Genomic DNA, 17050 nt, shown 5'->3' on the forward strand with positions numbered 1-17050 from the left:
CAGCCACCGCATCAAGAAATGCGCCTGGAATGACGACTATCTCATCAATGCCATCACTCATATGCGATAGCCCTGCCTCAAGGGGGGAGATTGGCAGTTCCACCCTCAGATCAGCTTCTCCAGCGTGATCGGCAGATCCCGCACGCGCTTGCCCGTGGCGTGGAACACCGCGTTGGCGATGGCCGGCGCCATGCCGACGATCGCCAGTTCGCCGACACCCTTGCCGCCGAGCACGGAGGAGTGCAGGTCGGGAATGCCGACCGAGATCACCTCGATGTCGGGGACGTCGGCGTTGGTCGGGACGAGATAGTCGGCGAGGTTGTTGTTGACGATGCGGCCGTGGCGGCGGTCGACGATGCCTTCTTCGAGCAGCGCCTGGCCGATACCCATGATGATGCCGCCTTTCCACTGGCTTTCGGCCAGCTTCGGATTGTAGAGCCGGCCCGAATCCAACGCCGACACCACGCGCGATACGCGCACCGTGCCGAAATCCTCGTCGACGCGCACCTCGACGAAATGCGCGCACCACGAGTGGCGGGAATAGTCGCCCTCGGTGTGCGGTAGCGCCATGGCGATGGTGGTGTAGTTCTTGTAGCGATCCTCTGCCGTCGAATTGGCCGGCATGGTGTCGCCGGTCGCCTCGATGCGGTCGCGGCCGATGCTTTTGAGCAGTTCGGCGATCGAGACATCGGGACCGTCGCCGCGAGGCGAGCCGATGCGGCCATTGGCGACGACCAAAGTGTTGGCCTGCAGCGTGTGGAAGGGCGAGCGCGGATCGCTGATGGCCAAGCCGATCAGCTGGTCGAGCGCCGAGGTCGCCGCCTTGTAGACCGCGCCCGTCATCACGCCGGCCAGCCGTGAGCCGCCAGTGACGCCGGCGCGGGGAAACCGGGAATCGCCGAGCTTCACCACGACGTCGTCTGCGCTCACGCCAACCGTTTCGGCGGCGGTCTGCGCCAGGATGGTGTAGGTGCCCTGGCCCATGTCGATCGAGGAGCTCTCGACCTCGACCGAGCCGTCGGCCAGAATGCGCACCATCGCTTCGCCATAGGCGCGCCGCACCGGATAGGTGCCGGCGGCGACGCCCCAGCCGATCAGCTGGTTGCCGTCGCGCATCGAGCGCGGCTCAGGTGCGCGCCTAGCCCATCCGAAGCGTTCGGCGCCTGCTGCAAAAGCTTCGCGCAACTGTCTGGTCGACCAGGCTTTTTTCGCGTGCGGGTCCTGCTCGGCGTAGTTCTTCAGCCGGATTTCCAGCGGATCGATGCCGACCTCGTAGGCGAGCTCGTCGATGGCGCTTTCGATGCCGAAGGCCGACGGGTTTTCACCCGGTGCGCGCATGGCGCCCGGCACCACCGAATTCACCCGCACGACATTCTGTTTCGAGGAGAAGTTCGGCGTCGCGTACATGATAGAGGTGACCGAGCCCAGCGGCTCGACCCACATGCCGTCGATGGAGGTTTCGTTGACGCCGCGATGCACGATCGACTGGATCATGCCGTCACGGTCGGCGCCGATCGTCACCGTCTGCCGCGTCGCGGCGCGGCCGCCATAGCTGGTGAAGGTCTGCGGCCGCGTCATCACCAGCCGCACCGGCCGGCCGAGCATTTTCGCGGCACTCGCGGCAATCGCGCCATGGCTGAGCGCCAGGGCCTTGGAACCGAAGCCGCCACCGACATAGGGCGACACCAGCCGCACATTCTCGAACGGCACGGCGAACCATTCGGCATAGGTGCGCGCCATGCCATCCAGCCATTGGCTCGGCTCCCACACGGTGAGGTGGTCACCCTCCCAGCGGGCGATCAGGCCATGCGGTTCCATTGGCGCCTGGTATTCGCGCGGCGTGTTATAGGCGGCGCAGATGCGCACCGGGGCGGAGGCGAAGGCGGCGGACGCGTCGCCCCATTCCTTGGTCATGGCATCGACCGGAATGCCGTCACCGGCCTTGCCGTCGCTGAGGTCGACGATTGCCGGCGTCTCATCATAGCTGACCTTGACGAGGGCCGCCGCGGCGACCGCCTGCTCGAAGGTCTCGGCGATCACGGCGGCGACGTGCTGGCCCGAGAAGGTGACGTCGCGCGCCAGCGGGCAATAGGGTTTGTCGGGCGGCGGGGTGCCGAACCAGTCCGAGGCGGTTCTCAGGCTGATGATTGTGTCCGGGGTCAGCACCTTGAGTACGCCCGGTGCTGCCTCGGCCGCCTTGCTGTCGATGGCGCGCACCTTGCCGGACGCGATGGTACTTTCGACCAGTGCGGCGTAGGCGAGGCCTTTGAGCTGCTGCTCGACGGCGTATTTGGCGGCACCCGTGATCTTGGCCGGACCGTCGACGCGCGATAGCCGGCCGCCGACCGCGTCCGCGCCGCCGTCGAACGCATCGCCATGTCTGATGTTGTGAACGGTCATGCCGTTTCTCCCATCTTGAGAATAGCCCGTGCGACGACGCGCGGCGCGAGCTCGATCTTGTAGTGGTTGGCGCCTTGGTCGACGGCGCCTTCGACGGCGAGCAGGCTGGCGGCGCGAACAGCTTCGGGCTCCAGCACCTTGCCTTTCAGCGCGGCTTCCACGGCCCGCGCCCGCCAGGGCTTGGTGGCGACGCCACCGAGCGCCACGCGCAGGTCGCGGATGGTGCGTCCGTCGGATTCCAGTTCGAGCCCGACGGCGGCACTGGCCGCGGCGAACTCGTAGGATTGCCGGTCGCGGACCTTCAGATAGGTCGAGCGGTGGGCAGCGGCGGAAGAGGGGATTTCGATGGCGGTGATCATCTCCCCCGGCTCGATCGCGTGTTCCCTGTCCGGCGTCGTGCCGGGCAACAGGAAAAAGTCATCGACCCGGATGCGCCGATCGCCGAGATGAACTGTTGCGTCGAAGGCGACGAGCACGGTGGCGAGGTCGCCTGGGTACATGGCGATGCAGGCCTCGCTGGTGCCAAGCACGGCATGGCCCCTGGTGACGCCGCCGATCGCCGAACAGCCGCTGCCTGATACACGCTTGTTGCAGGCCGAAAAGTTCGAGGGATCGCGGAAATAGGGGCAGCGCGTGCGCTGCATCAAATTGCCGCCTATGGTCGCCATGTTGCGGATCTGCGCCGAGGCTGCTTGCCATAGCGCCTCCGAGATGGCGGGGAAGCGGCTCTTGATGTCGTCGTGGTCGGCGACATGGCCCATCCTGGCGAGCGCGCCGATGATGGCGCCGCGCTCGCCGATCTCGATCCGGTCCAGTCCCTTGAGATGGGTGATGTCGACCAGCGTGTCGGGTTCGGTGACGCCGCATTTGGCGAGGTCGATCAGCGTGGTGCCGCCGGCGAGCAGCATGGCGCCGGGGAGCGCGGCCGCCTGGCGGGCGGCGTCGACCGAAGTGGCGCGAAGATAGGAAAAATCCCTCATGACGCGGCCTCCAGCGTTGCCTGGCGCACGGCGGCGACGATGTGCGGGTAGGCGCCGCAGCGGCAGAGATTGCCGGCCATGTATTCACGGATTTCGTCGTCCGAGCCGGCATGGCCCTCACGGATGCAGGCCACCGCCGACATGATCTGGCCTGGCGTGCAATAGCCGCACTGGAAGGCGTCCTGTTCGAGGAAGGCAGCCTGCACGGGATGCAGTTCGCCCTCCCGTGCAAGCCCCTCTATAGTGGTGATGGTGCGACCTGCGGCCTGTGCGGCCAATGTCAGGCAGGCCAGCACGCGCTCGCCGTCGACATGGACGGTGCAGGCGCCGCACTGGCCATGGTCGCAGCCCTTCTTGGTGCCGGTCAGGCCGAGCCTGTCACGCAAGGCGTCGAGCAGCGTGACACGCGGTTCGAGTTCCAGCGTGTGACGCTGGCCGTTGATATCGAGATGGACAGGAATTGTGGTCTTGCTCGTCATGGGCGTCTGGCTCCAGTTGCTTGACGCTTGGGGGAATGAATTGGAGTTAGGTTAGGGGGGTCCAACCGTTGCTTCGGACGGACCGCTCCTCACCCCAGCAGGTCCTCGATCCGGATCGGAAAGCGCCGCGGGCGCATGCCGGTCGCGTGCCAGACCGCATTGGCCACGGCGCCGGCCGTGCCGGTGATGCCGATTTCACCGACGCCCTTGATGCCGAGTGCGTTCACATGAGGGTCGTCCTCGTGAACCAGCAGCGCCTCGACCGACGGCACGTCGGCATTCACCGGGACATGATATTCGGCGAGGTTGGCATTCTGGATCCGGCCGGAGCGTCGGTCGGTGACGGCTTCCTCATGCAGTGCGAAGGAAACGCCCCAGATCATCCCGCCATAATACTGGCTGCGCACCAGCCGCGGATTGATGACCCGTCCGGCGGCGAATGCGCCGACCAGCCGGGTGACGCGGATCTGGCCTAAATCCGGGTCGATCTTCACCTCGGCGAACACGGCCCCATGCGCGTGCTTGGCGAAGATCTCCTGCGACGCCGGATCCGGTGCGCCTTTGCCATGGCCTTCGATCTCGGCAAGACCCGCGCGGGCGAGGATCTCGCTATAGTTTTCGCTGCGGCTTTCGTCATCGCGGCGGTAGAGGCGTCCGCCGCGCGCCAGGACACCTTCATTGCCGGCGCCGAACAGCGGCGAGGCTTCGTTGCCCGTGGCGAGATTGGCAAGCCTGGCGATGACGGCCGCACCCGCATTGTGGATGGCCATGCCGGCCGTCGCCGTGTGGCCCGAACCGCCGGCGATGCCCGCATTGGGCAGGTCGGAACTGCCGGCCCTGAAATCGACCTGGTCGATGTCGAGCCCTAGCCCGTCTGCCGCAATTTGGGCAAAGGCCGTCCAGGCGCCTTGGCCCATGTCCTGAGCGCCGGTCTCCATCAAGCCGCTGCCGTCGGCCCTCAGCACCGCGCGTGCCTCGGCCTGGAACATGAGCGCCGGGAACGTCGCCGTGCCCATCCCCCAGCCAGTAAGGAAACCGTCCGTGTCGCGCATCCGCCGCGGCTGCAGCGGGCGGCTCGCCCAGCCAAACGCTTCGGCCGCCTGTTCGTAACATTCGCGCAGGGCCTTTGAGGAGAACGGCTTGCCCGTCATAGGCTCGACTTCGGCATAGTTCCTGAGCCGGAATTCCAGCGGGTCCATGCCGCAGGCATGGGCTGCCTCGTCTATAGCGCTTTCCAGCGCGATCGATCCGGTGGCCTCGCCCGGCGCCCGCATGAACAGCGGCGTGCCGGTGTCGAGCCGCACAGCATCGTGCGAGGTGGCGATGGCCGGACTGGCATAGAGCGTGTGCGAGGCGTCCGCCGCCGGTTCGAAGAAATCGTCGAACGTGCTCGATGTGGTCCTGGCGTGATGGGAGAGCGCGGTCAGCCGCCCTTCGCCATCCATGCCCATGCGCAATGTCTGGCGGGTCGGGGCGCGATGGCCGACCGGGCCGTACATCTGCTCGCGCCGCAGCACCAGCTTGACCGGGCGGCCGACGAGACGCGCAGCCAGGATGCCGAGCACTTGCGGCCCGGAGATCATGCCCTTGGAGCCGAAACCGCCACCCAGGAATGGGCTTCGGATGTGGACGTTCCGCGGCGCGATGCCGAACAGGCCGGCGATGCGCCCTTGCGCCATGGCAAGGCCCTGGCTCGGCGTGTCGATCGACAGCTGGTCGCCATCCCAGGCAGCGACGATTGCGTGGGGCTCCATGGCGTTGTGATACTGTGCCGGCGTCTCGTAAGCCGCCTCGATCCGCGTTCTTGCCGATTCGAGGCCGGCCTCGACATCGCCCTTCTCCTGCACCGCCGGGTTGCCGACGCCAACGCCGCGCGGCACGAAGCTTTTGCCGCTATCGAGACCGACCCGCGCCGGCAGCGTTTCATAGCGCGGCGACAGCAGCGCCGCGCCTTCGGTCGCCGCTTCCAGCGTCTCCGCGATCACCACGGCGATGCTCTGGTTGGCATAGCGAACCCCATCGTTCTGCAGCAGGTCGAGCCGGAACATGAAGGGATGGTCCTTGGCATCCGGATCGACGGCGAGCGCCGGCCGGTTCAGTGGCGTCATCACTTCGATCACGCCCGAATGCGCCTTGGCCGCCTCGATATCCAGCGACACGACCCGGCCGCGCGCGATGCTCGAGACGGCGAGCACGGCATAGAGCATGCCGGGCGGGTGGTTATCGGCGGCGTAGCGCGCCGCCCCCGTCACTTTCAAGAATCCGTCGCGGCGGGTCAGCGGCTGGCCGATGCTGGAGCCCTGCCGCGTATGGGCAGGTTGCTGGTTGAGGCTGAGTTCAAGCGTCATGGCGCACTCCGGGAATGGAGGAAAAGGGGGAGGCAGGAAGAGCCGGCATCCGCTCGGGTGTTCCGGCCTTTGCGGCCATCAGCGCCCTGACGACAATGCGGCGGGCAAGCTCGATCTTGAAGGCGTTGTCGCCGGAGGGGCTGGCGTCGGCCAACGCGGCATCCGCGGCGCGGACGAAGCTCGCCTCGTCGGCATCTGCGCCAAGCAGCACCGCTTCCGCCGAACGCGCCCGCCACGGTTTGGCCGCCACACCGCCCAGCGCCAGCCTTGCACCGCGGATCTTGCCGCGATCGACGAAAAGTGCCGCGGCCGCCGAAACGACCGCGAAGGCATAGGAGGTGCGTTCGCGCACTTTCAGATAGCGGGCGTGAGCGGCGAAGGAAGCTGCTTCCGCCGGCAGGCGCACCGCAACGATCAGCTCGCCCGGCTCCAGCACGGTCTCGCGCTGCGGGGTGTCGCCCGGAAGCCGGTGAAATTCCTCCAGCGTCACATGGCGCCGGCCTTCCTTGCCCTCGATCTCGACCACGGCGTCCAGCGCCACCAAGGGCACGCAGAAGTCGGAGGGATGGGTGGCGATGCAGGCATCGCTCCAGCCCAGGATGGCATGTAAGCGGTTCTCGCCGCCAAGGGCCGAGCAGCCGGAACCGGGTTCGCGCCTGTTGCAGGCGCTGGCGGTGTCATAGAAGTAACTGCACCGCGTGCGCTGCAACAGATTGCCGCCAACAGTGGCGGCGTTGCGAAGCTGCGCCGAGGCGCCCGACAGCAGCGCCTCGGCCACCGCCGGATAGGCCTTGGCGAAGGCCGGATCGTGTGCGAGATCGGCATTGCGGACCAGCGCGCCGATGCGCAGGCCGCCATCATCGAGCGTTTCGATGCGATTGAGTTCCGGCAGCCGGGTAATGTCGACGATCCGTTCGGGGCTGGTAATGCCGCCCTTCATCAGATCCAGCAGATTGGTGCCGCCGGCGAGATAGGCCGAGCCCGGTACGGCCGCCGCCGCTATGGCGTCGGAGATGGTGGCCGGCCTGACAAAATCGAAGTCTCTCATGCCGCGGTCCTCCGGTCGGTTCCGGCAAGTTGTTGCCGGGCCTCCAGAACGGCCTCGACGATGCCGCCATAGGCCGCGCAGCGGCAGATGTTGCCGCTCAGCCCCTCGCGGATACGCTCGGGATCGTCTCCAGCCTGTCCTTCGGCGATCAGGCCGAGCGTGCTCATGATCTGGCCGGGTGTGCAGAAGCCGCACTGGAAGCCGTCATGGGCGATGAAGGCGGCCTGCACCGGATGCAGTTCTTCACCGTGGGCGACGCCTTCGATGGTCAGCACCTCGGCGCCGTCATGGCTGACCGCCAGCGCGAGGCAGGAGTTTATGCGCTTGCCGTCGACCAGCACCGTGCAGGCGCCGCACTGGCCGCGGTCGCAGCCCTTCTTGGTGCCGGAGAGCTCAAGCCGCTCGCGCAGCAGGTCGAGCAAGGTGACGCGGGTGTCGACCTCGAGTTCGTGGCGGTATCCATTGACGGTAAGCGAGATGGGAAGGGTGGTCATGGGCGTCTGGCTCCAGTTGCTTGACGCTGAGGGGGATGATCTGGCGCTTGGGAGGGGAAGGACAAGGTCAGGCGGCAGCCAATCCGCCGCGGGTAGGGAAGGTGGCAGCTTGCGGCTTCGAAAGACGTGACATACCGGGCTCCCTGATTATATGATAAAGGTGCTCCACTAAAACGGAGGCGCCTCCGTTTATTTACGTGGGGACTGGCCGGGCATGGTTCAAGCCCCCATATCCCTGGTGGAGAAAAAAATTGGCTTTTGAGCCCGTCACAACTGTCGACCAAAAACCCGCCGCCGCCGACAAACCGCTGCGCGCGGATGCCCAGCGCAACCGCGACCGGCTGGCCGAGGTCGCGGCGGCCCTGTTTGCCGAGCGTGGCATCGATGCCTCGCTGGAGGAGATCGCGCGCCGCGCCGGCGTCGGTATCGGCACGCTCTACCGGCATTTCCCGACGCGCGAACATCTGGTCGAGGTGGTCTACCGCCGCGAGGCGGAGGCGCTATGCGCGGCGGCCGGCGAGCTTGCGGCAAAACATCCCTCCGATGTTGCTCTGGAAGAGTGGATGCGCCGCTTCGTCGACTATATCGCCACCAAGCGCGGCCTGGCGACCAGCCTGCGCATCCTGTTCACCACCAATTCGAGGCTGTTCTCCGACACGTCGGGTAGGGTTTCGCAGGCCTTGCGGCAACTGGTCGAGGCGGCGGTGGCCGACGGCACGATCCGCGGCGACGTCGATGCCTCCGATGTGCTGCATGCGCTCGGCGGCATCTACTCGGCGCCCGACACGCCTGAGTGGCGCGATCGTTCGCGCCGGTTGGTGAAGCTGTTGATGGACGGCTTGCGGTTCGGGGCGGGGAAGGCTGGGTGAATGGGGATAATGGCCGCGCAACCGTGCGCGACAGAATGATTTGAGGGGCATTCAATGTATGTAGGCCGTTCCTACAAGGTGGTCGATTTCGCGCTGTGGTCGCGGCGCAGCGTGCTCTACATGGTGGTGGTGAGCGGCCTGGCCGTGGCGGCCTACCGCTTTCCGGGCATTGCCGGGTTCTCCGTGCCATGGTCGGTGGTGCTGGTGCTCGGCACCACGGTATCGCTCGTCGCCGGCTTCAAGAATTCGCAGGTGCTCACCCGCAGCGGTGAGGCGCTGCAGGCTTTCACGCAGATCACGGCCAGCAGCCGGATGTGGTCCAATTTCTGCCGGGACTTCCTCGATGCGCCGACGGCTCGGAAGCTCATCTACCGCCACATCGCATGGATGACGGCGCTGCGATACGCGCTGCGGCGGCCGATGCCGTGGGAATCGATGGGGAAGGCCGCCAATACCGAATACCGGCGGCGTTACCACATCCAGGAGGACGGGGGCTCGATCGCCGACGAATTGCGCCCGCTGCTGGGCGACCAGACCGTTGATGTCCTGAAATCGCCTCGTCCGGCGATTGCCTTGCTCGAATTGCAGTCGGTCCAGGTCAACGGGCTGCTCAAGGACGCCAAGGTTCCGGCGCAGGTCTATGTCGAACTGACCAAGCTGATCCGCGACTTCCACGATCAGCAGGCGCGCTGCGACCGTATCAAGAACAATCCCTATCCCCGGCAATACGCCATCGTCAGTTCCATGTTCGTGATGATCTTCTGCACGCTGCTGCCGTTCGGCGTGGTTCCGGTGTTCGCCGACATGGGCAAACTGGACGGCATGCTCGGCTCGATCGCCATCTGGCTGACGATCCCGTTCAGCACGCTGCTGGGCTGGGCCTACATGTCCCTCGACCAGGTCGGCGAGAGCAGCGCCAACCCTTTCGAGGGCAACGCCAACGATGTGCCGATCTCGCAAATCTGCCGCGACATCGAGATCGAGATGCGCGCCGGGCTCGGCGAGAGCGACCTTCCCAAGCCCTTGCTGCCGGTCAACGACATCGCCATGTGAGGCGGAAGCGGGCGCCTACCGGCGGGAGATCACCCGCAGCCAGGGAGCCAGGTGGAAAGCGCTCATCAGCAGATACATGGCGGGCATTCCGGTCAGGATTGGTCCGGCCAGCGGCGAGGCGCCCATGCATAGCATGGCGGTATCGCCGCCTTGAAGGCGGGAAAGCAGCGCCATCAGTGCGAAGGTGGGCGCTGCTGCCAGGCACAGCCAGTCGGCGATGCCACGAGGGGCGGCATTTTCGGCGCTGCCGATGCCGGATTGGATATCGCTCATGGTCGTTGTCCTTGATGGTTGCGACCCGTCAGGACCTGGGTTCCTCGGCCCTGCCGGAGGCGGGAGAGGAACCCAGGCTGGACAGGCCTGCGCCGGTTACTGGTTGGCCTTGTCGCGGAACGCGGCTTCGCCGGCGGCGGACACTTCGGCCCATTTCTTGTCGGCTCCGGCTTCGTAGTTGTCGTGCCAGTTCCACCAGCTGTAGAGCGGGGTCTGCGGGTAGCCTTCGGGCGAGTCTTCCCAGACCTCCTGGCGGCCGAGCGGTGTGACGTCGAGATAGCTCCAGACGGTGCCCAACGCCTCGTCGCCGCGGTTGTTGATGAAATAGGTGCGGAAGATGCGGTCGCCATCATGAATGAATACGTTGTGGCCGTGCCATTCGTCGACGCCGAAATCCTTGTCGAAGCTGTCGGTGATCGTGTACCAGGGCATCTCCCAGCCCATCCGTTGCTTCAGCCGCGCAATGTCGGCCTGCGGGGCGCGCGAGGCATAGGCAAGCGTGGTGTTGCGGGCGTTGAGATGGGCGAGGTGGCCGACCTGGTCGGCGCCGAGCGAGCAGCCACGGCAGGCGTGCTCCGGCCAGCCATAGACGCCAGGCTCGAAGAAGGCGCGGTAGACGATCAGCTGGCGGCGGCCTTCGAAAAGGTCGAGCAGGCTCACCTTGCCGTCGGGACCCTCAAAGACATAAGCCTTGTCCACTTCCGTCCATGGCATGCGCCGGCGTTCGGCCGACAGCGCGTCCCTGGCGCGCATCGTCGCCTTCTCCTTCACCAGCATCTTTTGGTGCGCGGCTTCCCAATCTTGCCGTGAAACGATCGGCGGGGTCTTCATCGTCATGGTCATTGGTCTTCTCCTTTGCCAGTCGTGGCGTCGTTGCGGTGTGGTGTTGCCTGGGCAGGTCGGGGTGCTGCGGGCGCGGCGGAATCCAAGAGATCCGGTCCGGCGCAGCAGGGGTGGCGTGCTGCGTGCTTGGCCGTATCATTGGCCGTGTCGAGGTCGAGGTCGGTGGAAGCAGGCATCTTTTGTATCTCCTATGCGTGCCGTCATTGCCGACTTGCTGGGCCGACTTGCTGGGCCGACTTGCTGGTTGACGGTACTGACGTAAGTTAGGGCGGCTCGGTGCCGAGGTGGGAGTTACAAGTGTGACGGGATTTGAATGGACTCGCTGATCACCTCGGCAGCGCTGGCGCTGGCGGCCGGCGATCCGCTTGGGGCGCTCGACCGCGTCGCCCTGCGCGAGGATGCGCCGGCGCTGGCGCTGCGCGGCATCGCCATGGCGCAGCTCGGCGACTTCGATCGCGCCAAGCTCTTGTTGCGGCGGGCCGTGCGCGCCTTCAGCCCGAAAGAGGCGGTCGCGCGCGCCAGATGCGTCGTCGCCGAGGCCGAGATCGCGCTGGTCTCGCGTGATCTCGGTTGGCCGGCCAAGGCGCTCGACGCGGCCCGCACGGCGCTGGAAAAGCACGGCGACCGGTTGAACGCGGCGCATGCCGGCCACCTCAAGGTGCGCCGCCTGCTCCTGATCGGCCGCCTCGACGAGGCCGAGCATGTGCTGGCCGGACTCGACCCGGCGCCGCTTCCGCCGGCGGCCAGGGCCGCGCACGAGCTCGCCGTCGCCGGCATCGCCATGCGGCGCCTGCGGACCCGGCCGGCACGCGCGGCGCTGGAGTGGGCGCGACATGCCGCCCGCAAGGCCGGCATTCCCGGCCTCATCGCGGAGGTCGACAGCGCATGGCAGGCACTGGAAACACCCGCGGCGCGATTGATCGCGCAGGGCAGGGAGCAGCCGCTGCTGCTCGAAGAGGTCGAGGCGCTGCAGGGATCGCCGGCGCTGGTCGTCGATGCCTTCCGCTACGCCGTGCGGGTTGGGCGGACCACGGTTTCGCTGGCAAGCCGGCCTGTGCTGTTCGCCTTGGCGCGGACGCTCGCCGAAGCCTGGCCGGGGGATGTGTCGCGGGGCGACCTCGTGGCGCGGGCCTTCGGCGGCAGGCATGCCGATGAATCGCATCGCGCGCGCCTGCGCGTCGAGATCGGGCGGCTGCGTGCAGAGCTTCGCGCACTGGCCGGCATCAGCGCCACCAAGCATGGCTTCACGCTGGCGCCGCGCCAGGCGCGCGCGGTGATGGTGCTGGCGCGGCCGATCGAGGAGCGGCACGCGGCCGTGCTGGCCTTGCTGGCCGACGGCGAGGCCTGGTCGAGTTCGGCCCTGGCGCTTGCGCTTGGAACCGGCCAGCGCAGCGTGCAACGGGCGCTCGAGCCGCTTGCCGAGGCCGGTAAGGTCCAGTCCTTCGGCCAAGGCCGGGCGCGCCGCTGGATGACGCCGCCGGTGGCGGGTTTCACGACCACCTTGTTACTCCCGGCGCCGCTGCCAAACGGCTAAGTGTGTTGATATTCAGGTGATGCCGGCCTGCAAAGGTCAGCGGGATGACGACCACACTAAAGGATCACGAAATGAAACATTCAGCGGCCGAAATTTTGAGGGAATATGGACCCTTTCCCGGTGCCAAGACGGTGGCCGGGGTGAGCTTTGACGGCAAGAACGTCTGGTTCGCCTCGGGCGACAGGCTTAACGCCTTCGATCCGGAGAGCGGGCAGGCATTGCGTTCGATCGATGTCGCGGCTCACGCCGGCACCGCCTATGACGGCCGGCATTTCTTCCAGCTCGCCAAGGACCGCATTCAGAAGATCGATCCCGACACGGGCGAGGTGCTTTCCACCATTCCGGCACCCGGCAACGGCGGCGATTCCGGTTTGACCTGGGCTGAAGGCACGCTGTGGGTCGGGCAGCACCGGGAGCGCAAGATCCATCAGATCGATCCCGAGACCGGGGCGATCCTGCGCACCATCGAATCCAACCGTTTCGTCACCGGGGTGACCTGGGTCGAGGGCGAATTGTGGCACGCCACCTGGGAGGGCGACGAAAGCGATCTGCGCCGCGTCGACCCACGGACGGGCAAGGTCCTGGAGAAGCTCGACATGCCTGCCGGCATGGGCGTCTCGGGGCTGGAGTCCGATGGCGGCGACCGCCTCTTCTGCGGCAGCGGAAACGCCGGCGTGGTGCGGGCGGTGCGCCGGCCGAAATAGGGACCGCGAATTTTCCCTTGGCGACTGGCCGTTGCGCGATGTCGGGCCTAGATAGGCTGGACCATCCCCCCGCAAAAGGACCAGATCATGCCCGAACAGATCACGTTGAACGACGGCGCCGCCATTCCCCAGCTTGGCCTTGGCGTGTGGCAAGTCGATCACGACATCACCGCGCAGGTAGTGGGCTGGGCGATCGCGGCCGGTTACCGGCTGATCGACACTGCCGAGGGCTATCAGAACGAGGAAGGCGTCGGCGAGGCGATCCGCGCCGCCGGCGTGCCGGCAAGTGAGTTGTTCATCACCTCGAAGCTGCGCAACGGCGCCCACCAGCGCGATGCGGCGCTTCGTGCCTTCGACGACACGATGCAGAAGCTCGGCGTCGAGCAGCTCGACCTGTTCCTGATCCATTGGCCGGTGCCCAGCCAGGACAAATATGTCGAGGCGTGGAAGACGCTTGTCGAACTGAAGCAGGCCGGCCGCATCAAGTCGATCGGCGTCTCGAATTTCAATCCTGATCATCTGGAACGCATCATCGGCGAGACGGGCGTGACACCAGTCGTCAACCAGGTCGAGTTGCATCCGCGCTTCCAGCAGCGCGCGCTCAGGGAGTTTCACACCCGGCACGACATTCATACGGAAAGCTGGAGTCCGTTGGGCAGCGGCCGCCTGCTGAGCGATCCGACCATATCAGGCATTGCCCGCAAACATGGCAAGTCCGCCGCGCAGACGATGATCCGCTGGCATCTCCAGCAAGGGCTGATCGTCATCCCGAAATCGGTCCGCCAGGACCGTATCGCGGCCAATTTCGACGTCTTCGATTTCGAACTGGACGCGCAGGACCTGGAGACGATCGGCGGCATGGATGCGGCCGACGGCCGCAACGGGCCGAATCCGGCGACGGCTTCCTTTTTGTTCTGAGCGTGCCAAGCGGCGTTAAATCCCCGAGCCGTCCAGCTGTTGCGCGTCGTCGCCTTCCCATGGCGCCGGCATCGAGGCGCCCCGGCTGAGATTGGCCGAGGGCATCGGCATCCAGCACTTCAGCTCCGGCTCGGCGTATTCGACGACGCGGCCGGGCGAGGAATCGGAGGCGCGCCAGCCTTCCTCGCCGAACTGATCGGCGCGTGACCAGTAGGCGAGGTCGACTTCCGCTGGCCCCTGTTCGGACGGGCGGACCGTAACGAGTATCCGGCTGCCGTCTTTTGGCGCGCTGGACATGTGGCGCCAGCGGTCGGGCTCATCCATCGTTTTTCCTCCTGCCTTGCTGTGGGATGAAGTGTCGCCTCGCCGTCGGAGGCGGTCAACCCAAACTTTGCACGACCCTTCCTGTTTCGATGGGCTGCTCGTTCCGCCCGGTCCGCGGGAAATGTAAGATTTGTAGGATTGCACCAGCCGCATCCGTCCTTGATCTGGCGATGGTCGCCGGAACAAGGAGAGGCATTCATGAGGGACAAGGTCGAGCCGACGCCGGCTGGGGTGGAAACAAAACTGTACTTCAGCCGCAACCCCAATCCGCGCCTGGGGGTCGCGGTGGCGCGTCATCTCGGGGCGAAAGTGACCTTCGAATTCGCGTCGCCGTTCGCGCCGGGGCAAGCGGAGCGATTCCGGTCGCTCAATCCCAACCTTTCCCTCCCCATACTGGCGTGGCCGGGCGGCAGCCTTTGGGAGGCCGACGCCATAGCCTGCCGGTTGTCGCGCGACATGGGTTCGGATTTTTGGCGCACCGGCGAGGATGAGCCCGACATGATCCGCTGGCTGAGCTGGGGCAAGGAGAATTTCGTGCGGGCCTGCGACATGGTGCATTTCGAGCGCGGCACCAAGCAGCGCTATCACATCGGGCCGATCGATCGGGAAAAAGTCGCGGAGGGACTTGCAGAATTCCCCAAGGCCGCCGCGATCCTGGAGGCGGTGCTTGTCGACCAGCCATGGCTGGTCGGCAATTCAGTCTCCTATGCCGACTTCCGCATGGCGACGTTCTTGCCGTTCAACGACGTCGCTGGGCTGCCGCTTGGTGATTATCCCGCGCTCACCCGCTGGTACGGGCGGCTTGAAGCCATCGACGCTTGGCGTGATCCCTTCGAGGGTCTGGAAGCGCCGCGATTGCCGCCAGTCCCAGGACAGATCGAGCCGCATGAGGCGGCACCGAGGCTGTAACCGAAAGGGGTGGCGACCGGCGTATACGTTTGGAGAGAAACTTGAAGACGCCGGCCGCCATTTGGGGGCGTTGGGTGCATCACGTTGGGGCACGATGCAGGGTCAGGTTAGGCGGATGCCTGGTGTCCGCAATCGGAACACCGGCCCATGGTGAACAAGTGGTTACTATCCACAGGTCAGGGCTGTAAACGGCAGGCGGGCCGTCGGTCTCGGCCGTCCATCGCGGCCACGTCGTCGTTCTCTCGGCTGTGCGCAACGCGAATCGCCGGCCATCCCACGCTCGACGGGCCGCGATCGGGTTGATAAGCCCGTCTGCGAAGGAGCTGATGAGTCTGGCATGACCGTTGCGATCGAGATGGGACACACCACGGCGGGCGACCCGGCGAAGCTCGATCTCGAGGAATTGCTGGCGACCCGCCTTCTGGTGCAGGGCAATTCGGGCTCCGGCAAGTCGCATTTGTTGCGGCGGCTCCTGGAGCAGAGCGCGCCTTGGGTGCAGCAGACCATCATCGACCCCGAAGGCGACTTCGTTTCGCTGGGCGAACGCTACGGCCATCTGGTGATAGATGCCGAGGAGCATACCGAGCGCGGGCTGCAGGCGGCCGGCGAGCGGGCGCGTATCCATCGCGTCTCGACCGTGCTTAACCTGGAAGGGCTCGATGCCGAGAACCAGATGCGGCGGGCCGCCGCCTTTCTCGGCGGGCTGTTCGAGGTCGCGCGCGACCACTGGTACCCGATGCTGGTGGTGGTCGACGAAGCTCAGCTTTTCGCGCCGGCGGTGGCCGGCGAGGTGTCGGACGAGGCGCGCAAGCTTTCGCTCGGCGCCATGACCAACCTGATGTGCCGGGGCCGCAAGCGGGGGCTGGCTGGCATCATCGCCACGCAGCGGCTGGCCAAGCTCGCCAAGAACGTCGCGGCGGAAGCCTCCAACTTCCTCATGGGCCGCACCTTCCTCGATATCGACATGGCGCGCGCCGCCGATCTCCTGGGCATGGAGCGGCGGCAGGCGGAAGCCTTTCGCGATCTGGAGCGCGGGCAGTTCATGGCGCTGGGGCCGGCGTTGTCGCGGCGGCCGCTCGGCCTGCGCATCGGCCCGACCGACACCAGCCCGCGCAACGGCACGCCCAGGCTGATGCCGCTGCCGGAGGCGGGGCTTGAGGATGCCCGCGCCATCATCCTGGCCGCCCCGCCGCCGGAGACGATGCGCGCGCCACGCCGGGTGGCGTCGCCGGACCTGCTGGAGCAACTGATGGCGGCGAAATCGGCGCCGCGCGACATCCGCCCCGAACCGGCGGAGCCGCAAATCAGCGCCGAGGATCTGGCGGAGCGGCGCGAGCGCGTGGACCGGGTGCTGCGCGCTATTCTTGCACAACCTGACGCAGGCTTCCGCGTGATCGGCGTGCTCTACCAGGAGTTCGTCGTACGCTGCCGCATCGAGGGTCTCGCCTCGGTCGTGCCTGATCTGCCCGCATTCCGCCGCATGTTGACGCGCGCCCGTGCCGGGCTGGGGTCTGAAACTAGCGAGGACGATGTGTGGCGCGACGTCTCGGTGCGCGCCTCTCTGCTGCCGGAGGACATGCAGGGCGTGTTCATGATGATCGCGCGCGCGGCGAAGGAGGGCTGGCCGTGCCCGAGCGATGGCGCGATCGCCCGCGCCTATGGCTCGCACTCCATGCGCCGGGCCCGGCGGCTGCTCACCTATATCGAGGAGCAGGGTCTCATCGTCTGCCAGTTCGACGGCGCCGGCCGGCGCACGGTGACGCTGGTCGAACTCGCCTGGGCAACGGCGCCGGGCGACCCCAACGCCGAGGAAGCGGAGCAGGGGAGCCTGGCGCTGTAAGAGGGCTATGAAGTTTTCAACCTCGGGCCGTCAT

The 17050-nt window shown here is 66.5% G+C and carries 16 protein-coding genes; 7 read left to right on the plus strand and 9 right to left on the minus strand.

Annotated elements, in window-relative coordinates; genetic code table 11:
* Positions 1 to 105: 105 nt before the first annotated feature.
* From FJ434_RS28205 to FJ434_RS28230, 6 genes are all read right to left on the minus strand, one after another.
* Entirely contained in the window at positions 106 to 2400 is a 2295-nt protein-coding gene (locus FJ434_RS28205) for a xanthine dehydrogenase family protein molybdopterin-binding subunit (protein ID WP_140752786.1), read from the minus strand.
* Positions 2397 to 3380: a xanthine dehydrogenase family protein subunit M gene (locus tag FJ434_RS28210; RefSeq protein WP_140752784.1), complete on the minus strand. Its 984-nt coding sequence runs from the start codon at positions 3378 to 3380 to the stop codon at positions 2397 to 2399. The genes FJ434_RS28205 and FJ434_RS28210 overlap by 4 nt, the downstream gene beginning before the upstream one ends.
* Entirely contained in the window at positions 3377 to 3859 is a 483-nt protein-coding gene (locus FJ434_RS28215) for a (2Fe-2S)-binding protein (RefSeq protein WP_140713813.1), read from the minus strand. The genes FJ434_RS28210 and FJ434_RS28215 overlap by 4 nt, the downstream gene beginning before the upstream one ends.
* A gap of 89 nt (positions 3860 to 3948) precedes the next feature.
* Positions 3949 to 6207, minus strand: coding sequence for a xanthine dehydrogenase family protein molybdopterin-binding subunit (locus FJ434_RS28220; protein ID WP_140752782.1), 2259 nt, complete (start codon positions 6205 to 6207; stop codon positions 3949 to 3951).
* A complete protein-coding gene (locus FJ434_RS28225; protein WP_140752780.1) occupies positions 6197 to 7255 on the minus strand; it encodes a xanthine dehydrogenase family protein subunit M in 1059 nt (352 codons plus the stop codon). The genes FJ434_RS28220 and FJ434_RS28225 overlap by 11 nt, the downstream gene beginning before the upstream one ends.
* Entirely contained in the window at positions 7252 to 7749 is a 498-nt protein-coding gene (locus tag FJ434_RS28230; RefSeq protein WP_140509450.1) for a (2Fe-2S)-binding protein, read from the minus strand. The genes FJ434_RS28225 and FJ434_RS28230 overlap by 4 nt, the downstream gene beginning before the upstream one ends.
* Positions 7750 to 8000: 251 nt before the next feature.
* On the opposite strand from FJ434_RS28230, the gene FJ434_RS28235 reads away from it, so the two are divergent.
* Both FJ434_RS28235 and FJ434_RS28240 read left to right on the plus strand, forming a co-directional pair.
* On the plus strand, positions 8001 to 8618 hold the full coding sequence (locus FJ434_RS28235) for a TetR/AcrR family transcriptional regulator (protein ID WP_140752778.1): 618 nt from the start codon (positions 8001 to 8003) through the stop codon (positions 8616 to 8618).
* Positions 8619 to 8672: 54 nt separating this feature from the next.
* A complete protein-coding gene (locus FJ434_RS28240; RefSeq protein ID WP_140713807.1) occupies positions 8673 to 9671 on the plus strand; it encodes a bestrophin family ion channel in 999 nt (332 codons plus the stop codon).
* 15 nt (positions 9672 to 9686) lie between these two features.
* Here the strand turns inward: FJ434_RS28240 and FJ434_RS28245 are convergent, their stop codons facing one another.
* Both FJ434_RS28245 and FJ434_RS28250 read right to left on the minus strand, forming a co-directional pair.
* A complete protein-coding gene (locus tag FJ434_RS28245; RefSeq protein WP_140713805.1) occupies positions 9687 to 9944 on the minus strand; it encodes a hypothetical protein in 258 nt (85 codons plus the stop codon).
* Between the two features lie 96 nt (positions 9945 to 10040).
* Positions 10041 to 10787, minus strand: a complete 747-nt coding sequence (locus FJ434_RS28250; RefSeq protein ID WP_140509458.1) for a thioredoxin family protein — start codon at positions 10785 to 10787, stop codon at positions 10041 to 10043.
* 313 nt (positions 10788 to 11100) lie between these two features.
* On the opposite strand from FJ434_RS28250, the gene FJ434_RS28255 reads away from it, so the two are divergent.
* The 3 genes from FJ434_RS28255 to FJ434_RS28265 all read left to right on the plus strand — a co-directional run bounded on the left by FJ434_RS28255 (position 11101) and on the right by FJ434_RS28265 (position 13943).
* The gene (locus FJ434_RS28255) at positions 11101 to 12321 is read left to right on the plus strand and encodes a helix-turn-helix domain-containing protein (RefSeq protein ID WP_140752776.1); all 1221 of its coding nucleotides are present in this window, start codon (positions 11101 to 11103) and stop codon (positions 12319 to 12321) included.
* A gap of 71 nt (positions 12322 to 12392) precedes the next feature.
* Complete coding sequence (locus FJ434_RS28260) at positions 12393 to 13025, plus strand: PQQ-binding-like beta-propeller repeat protein (RefSeq protein ID WP_140509462.1); 633 nt, start codon at positions 12393 to 12395, stop codon at positions 13023 to 13025.
* 87 nt (positions 13026 to 13112) lie between these two features.
* Entirely contained in the window at positions 13113 to 13943 is an 831-nt protein-coding gene (locus tag FJ434_RS28265) for an aldo/keto reductase (RefSeq protein ID WP_140752774.1), read from the plus strand.
* Positions 13944 to 13958: 15 nt separating this feature from the next.
* On the opposite strand, the gene FJ434_RS28270 is transcribed toward FJ434_RS28265, so the two are convergent.
* Positions 13959 to 14267 carry a hypothetical protein gene (locus FJ434_RS28270; protein ID WP_027146346.1) on the minus strand — a complete coding sequence of 103 codons (309 nt, stop codon included), beginning with the start codon at positions 14265 to 14267 and terminating at the stop codon, positions 13959 to 13961.
* A 198-nt stretch (positions 14268 to 14465) separates the two neighbouring features.
* Between FJ434_RS28270 and FJ434_RS28275 the strand changes: the two genes are divergently transcribed.
* Positions 14466 to 15176, plus strand: a complete 711-nt coding sequence (locus FJ434_RS28275; protein WP_140752772.1) for a glutathione S-transferase family protein — start codon at positions 14466 to 14468, stop codon at positions 15174 to 15176.
* Positions 15177 to 15513: 337 nt separating this feature from the next.
* The gene (locus tag FJ434_RS28280) at positions 15514 to 17016 is read left to right on the plus strand and encodes an ATP-binding protein (protein WP_140509468.1); all 1503 of its coding nucleotides are present in this window, start codon (positions 15514 to 15516) and stop codon (positions 17014 to 17016) included.
* The last annotated feature ends 34 nt before the right edge of the window (positions 17017 to 17050 follow it).

Source organism: Mesorhizobium sp. B2-5-13, assembly GCF_006440535.1.
In the GTDB taxonomy this organism is placed as follows: domain Bacteria; phylum Pseudomonadota; class Alphaproteobacteria; order Rhizobiales; family Rhizobiaceae; genus Mesorhizobium; species Mesorhizobium salmacidum.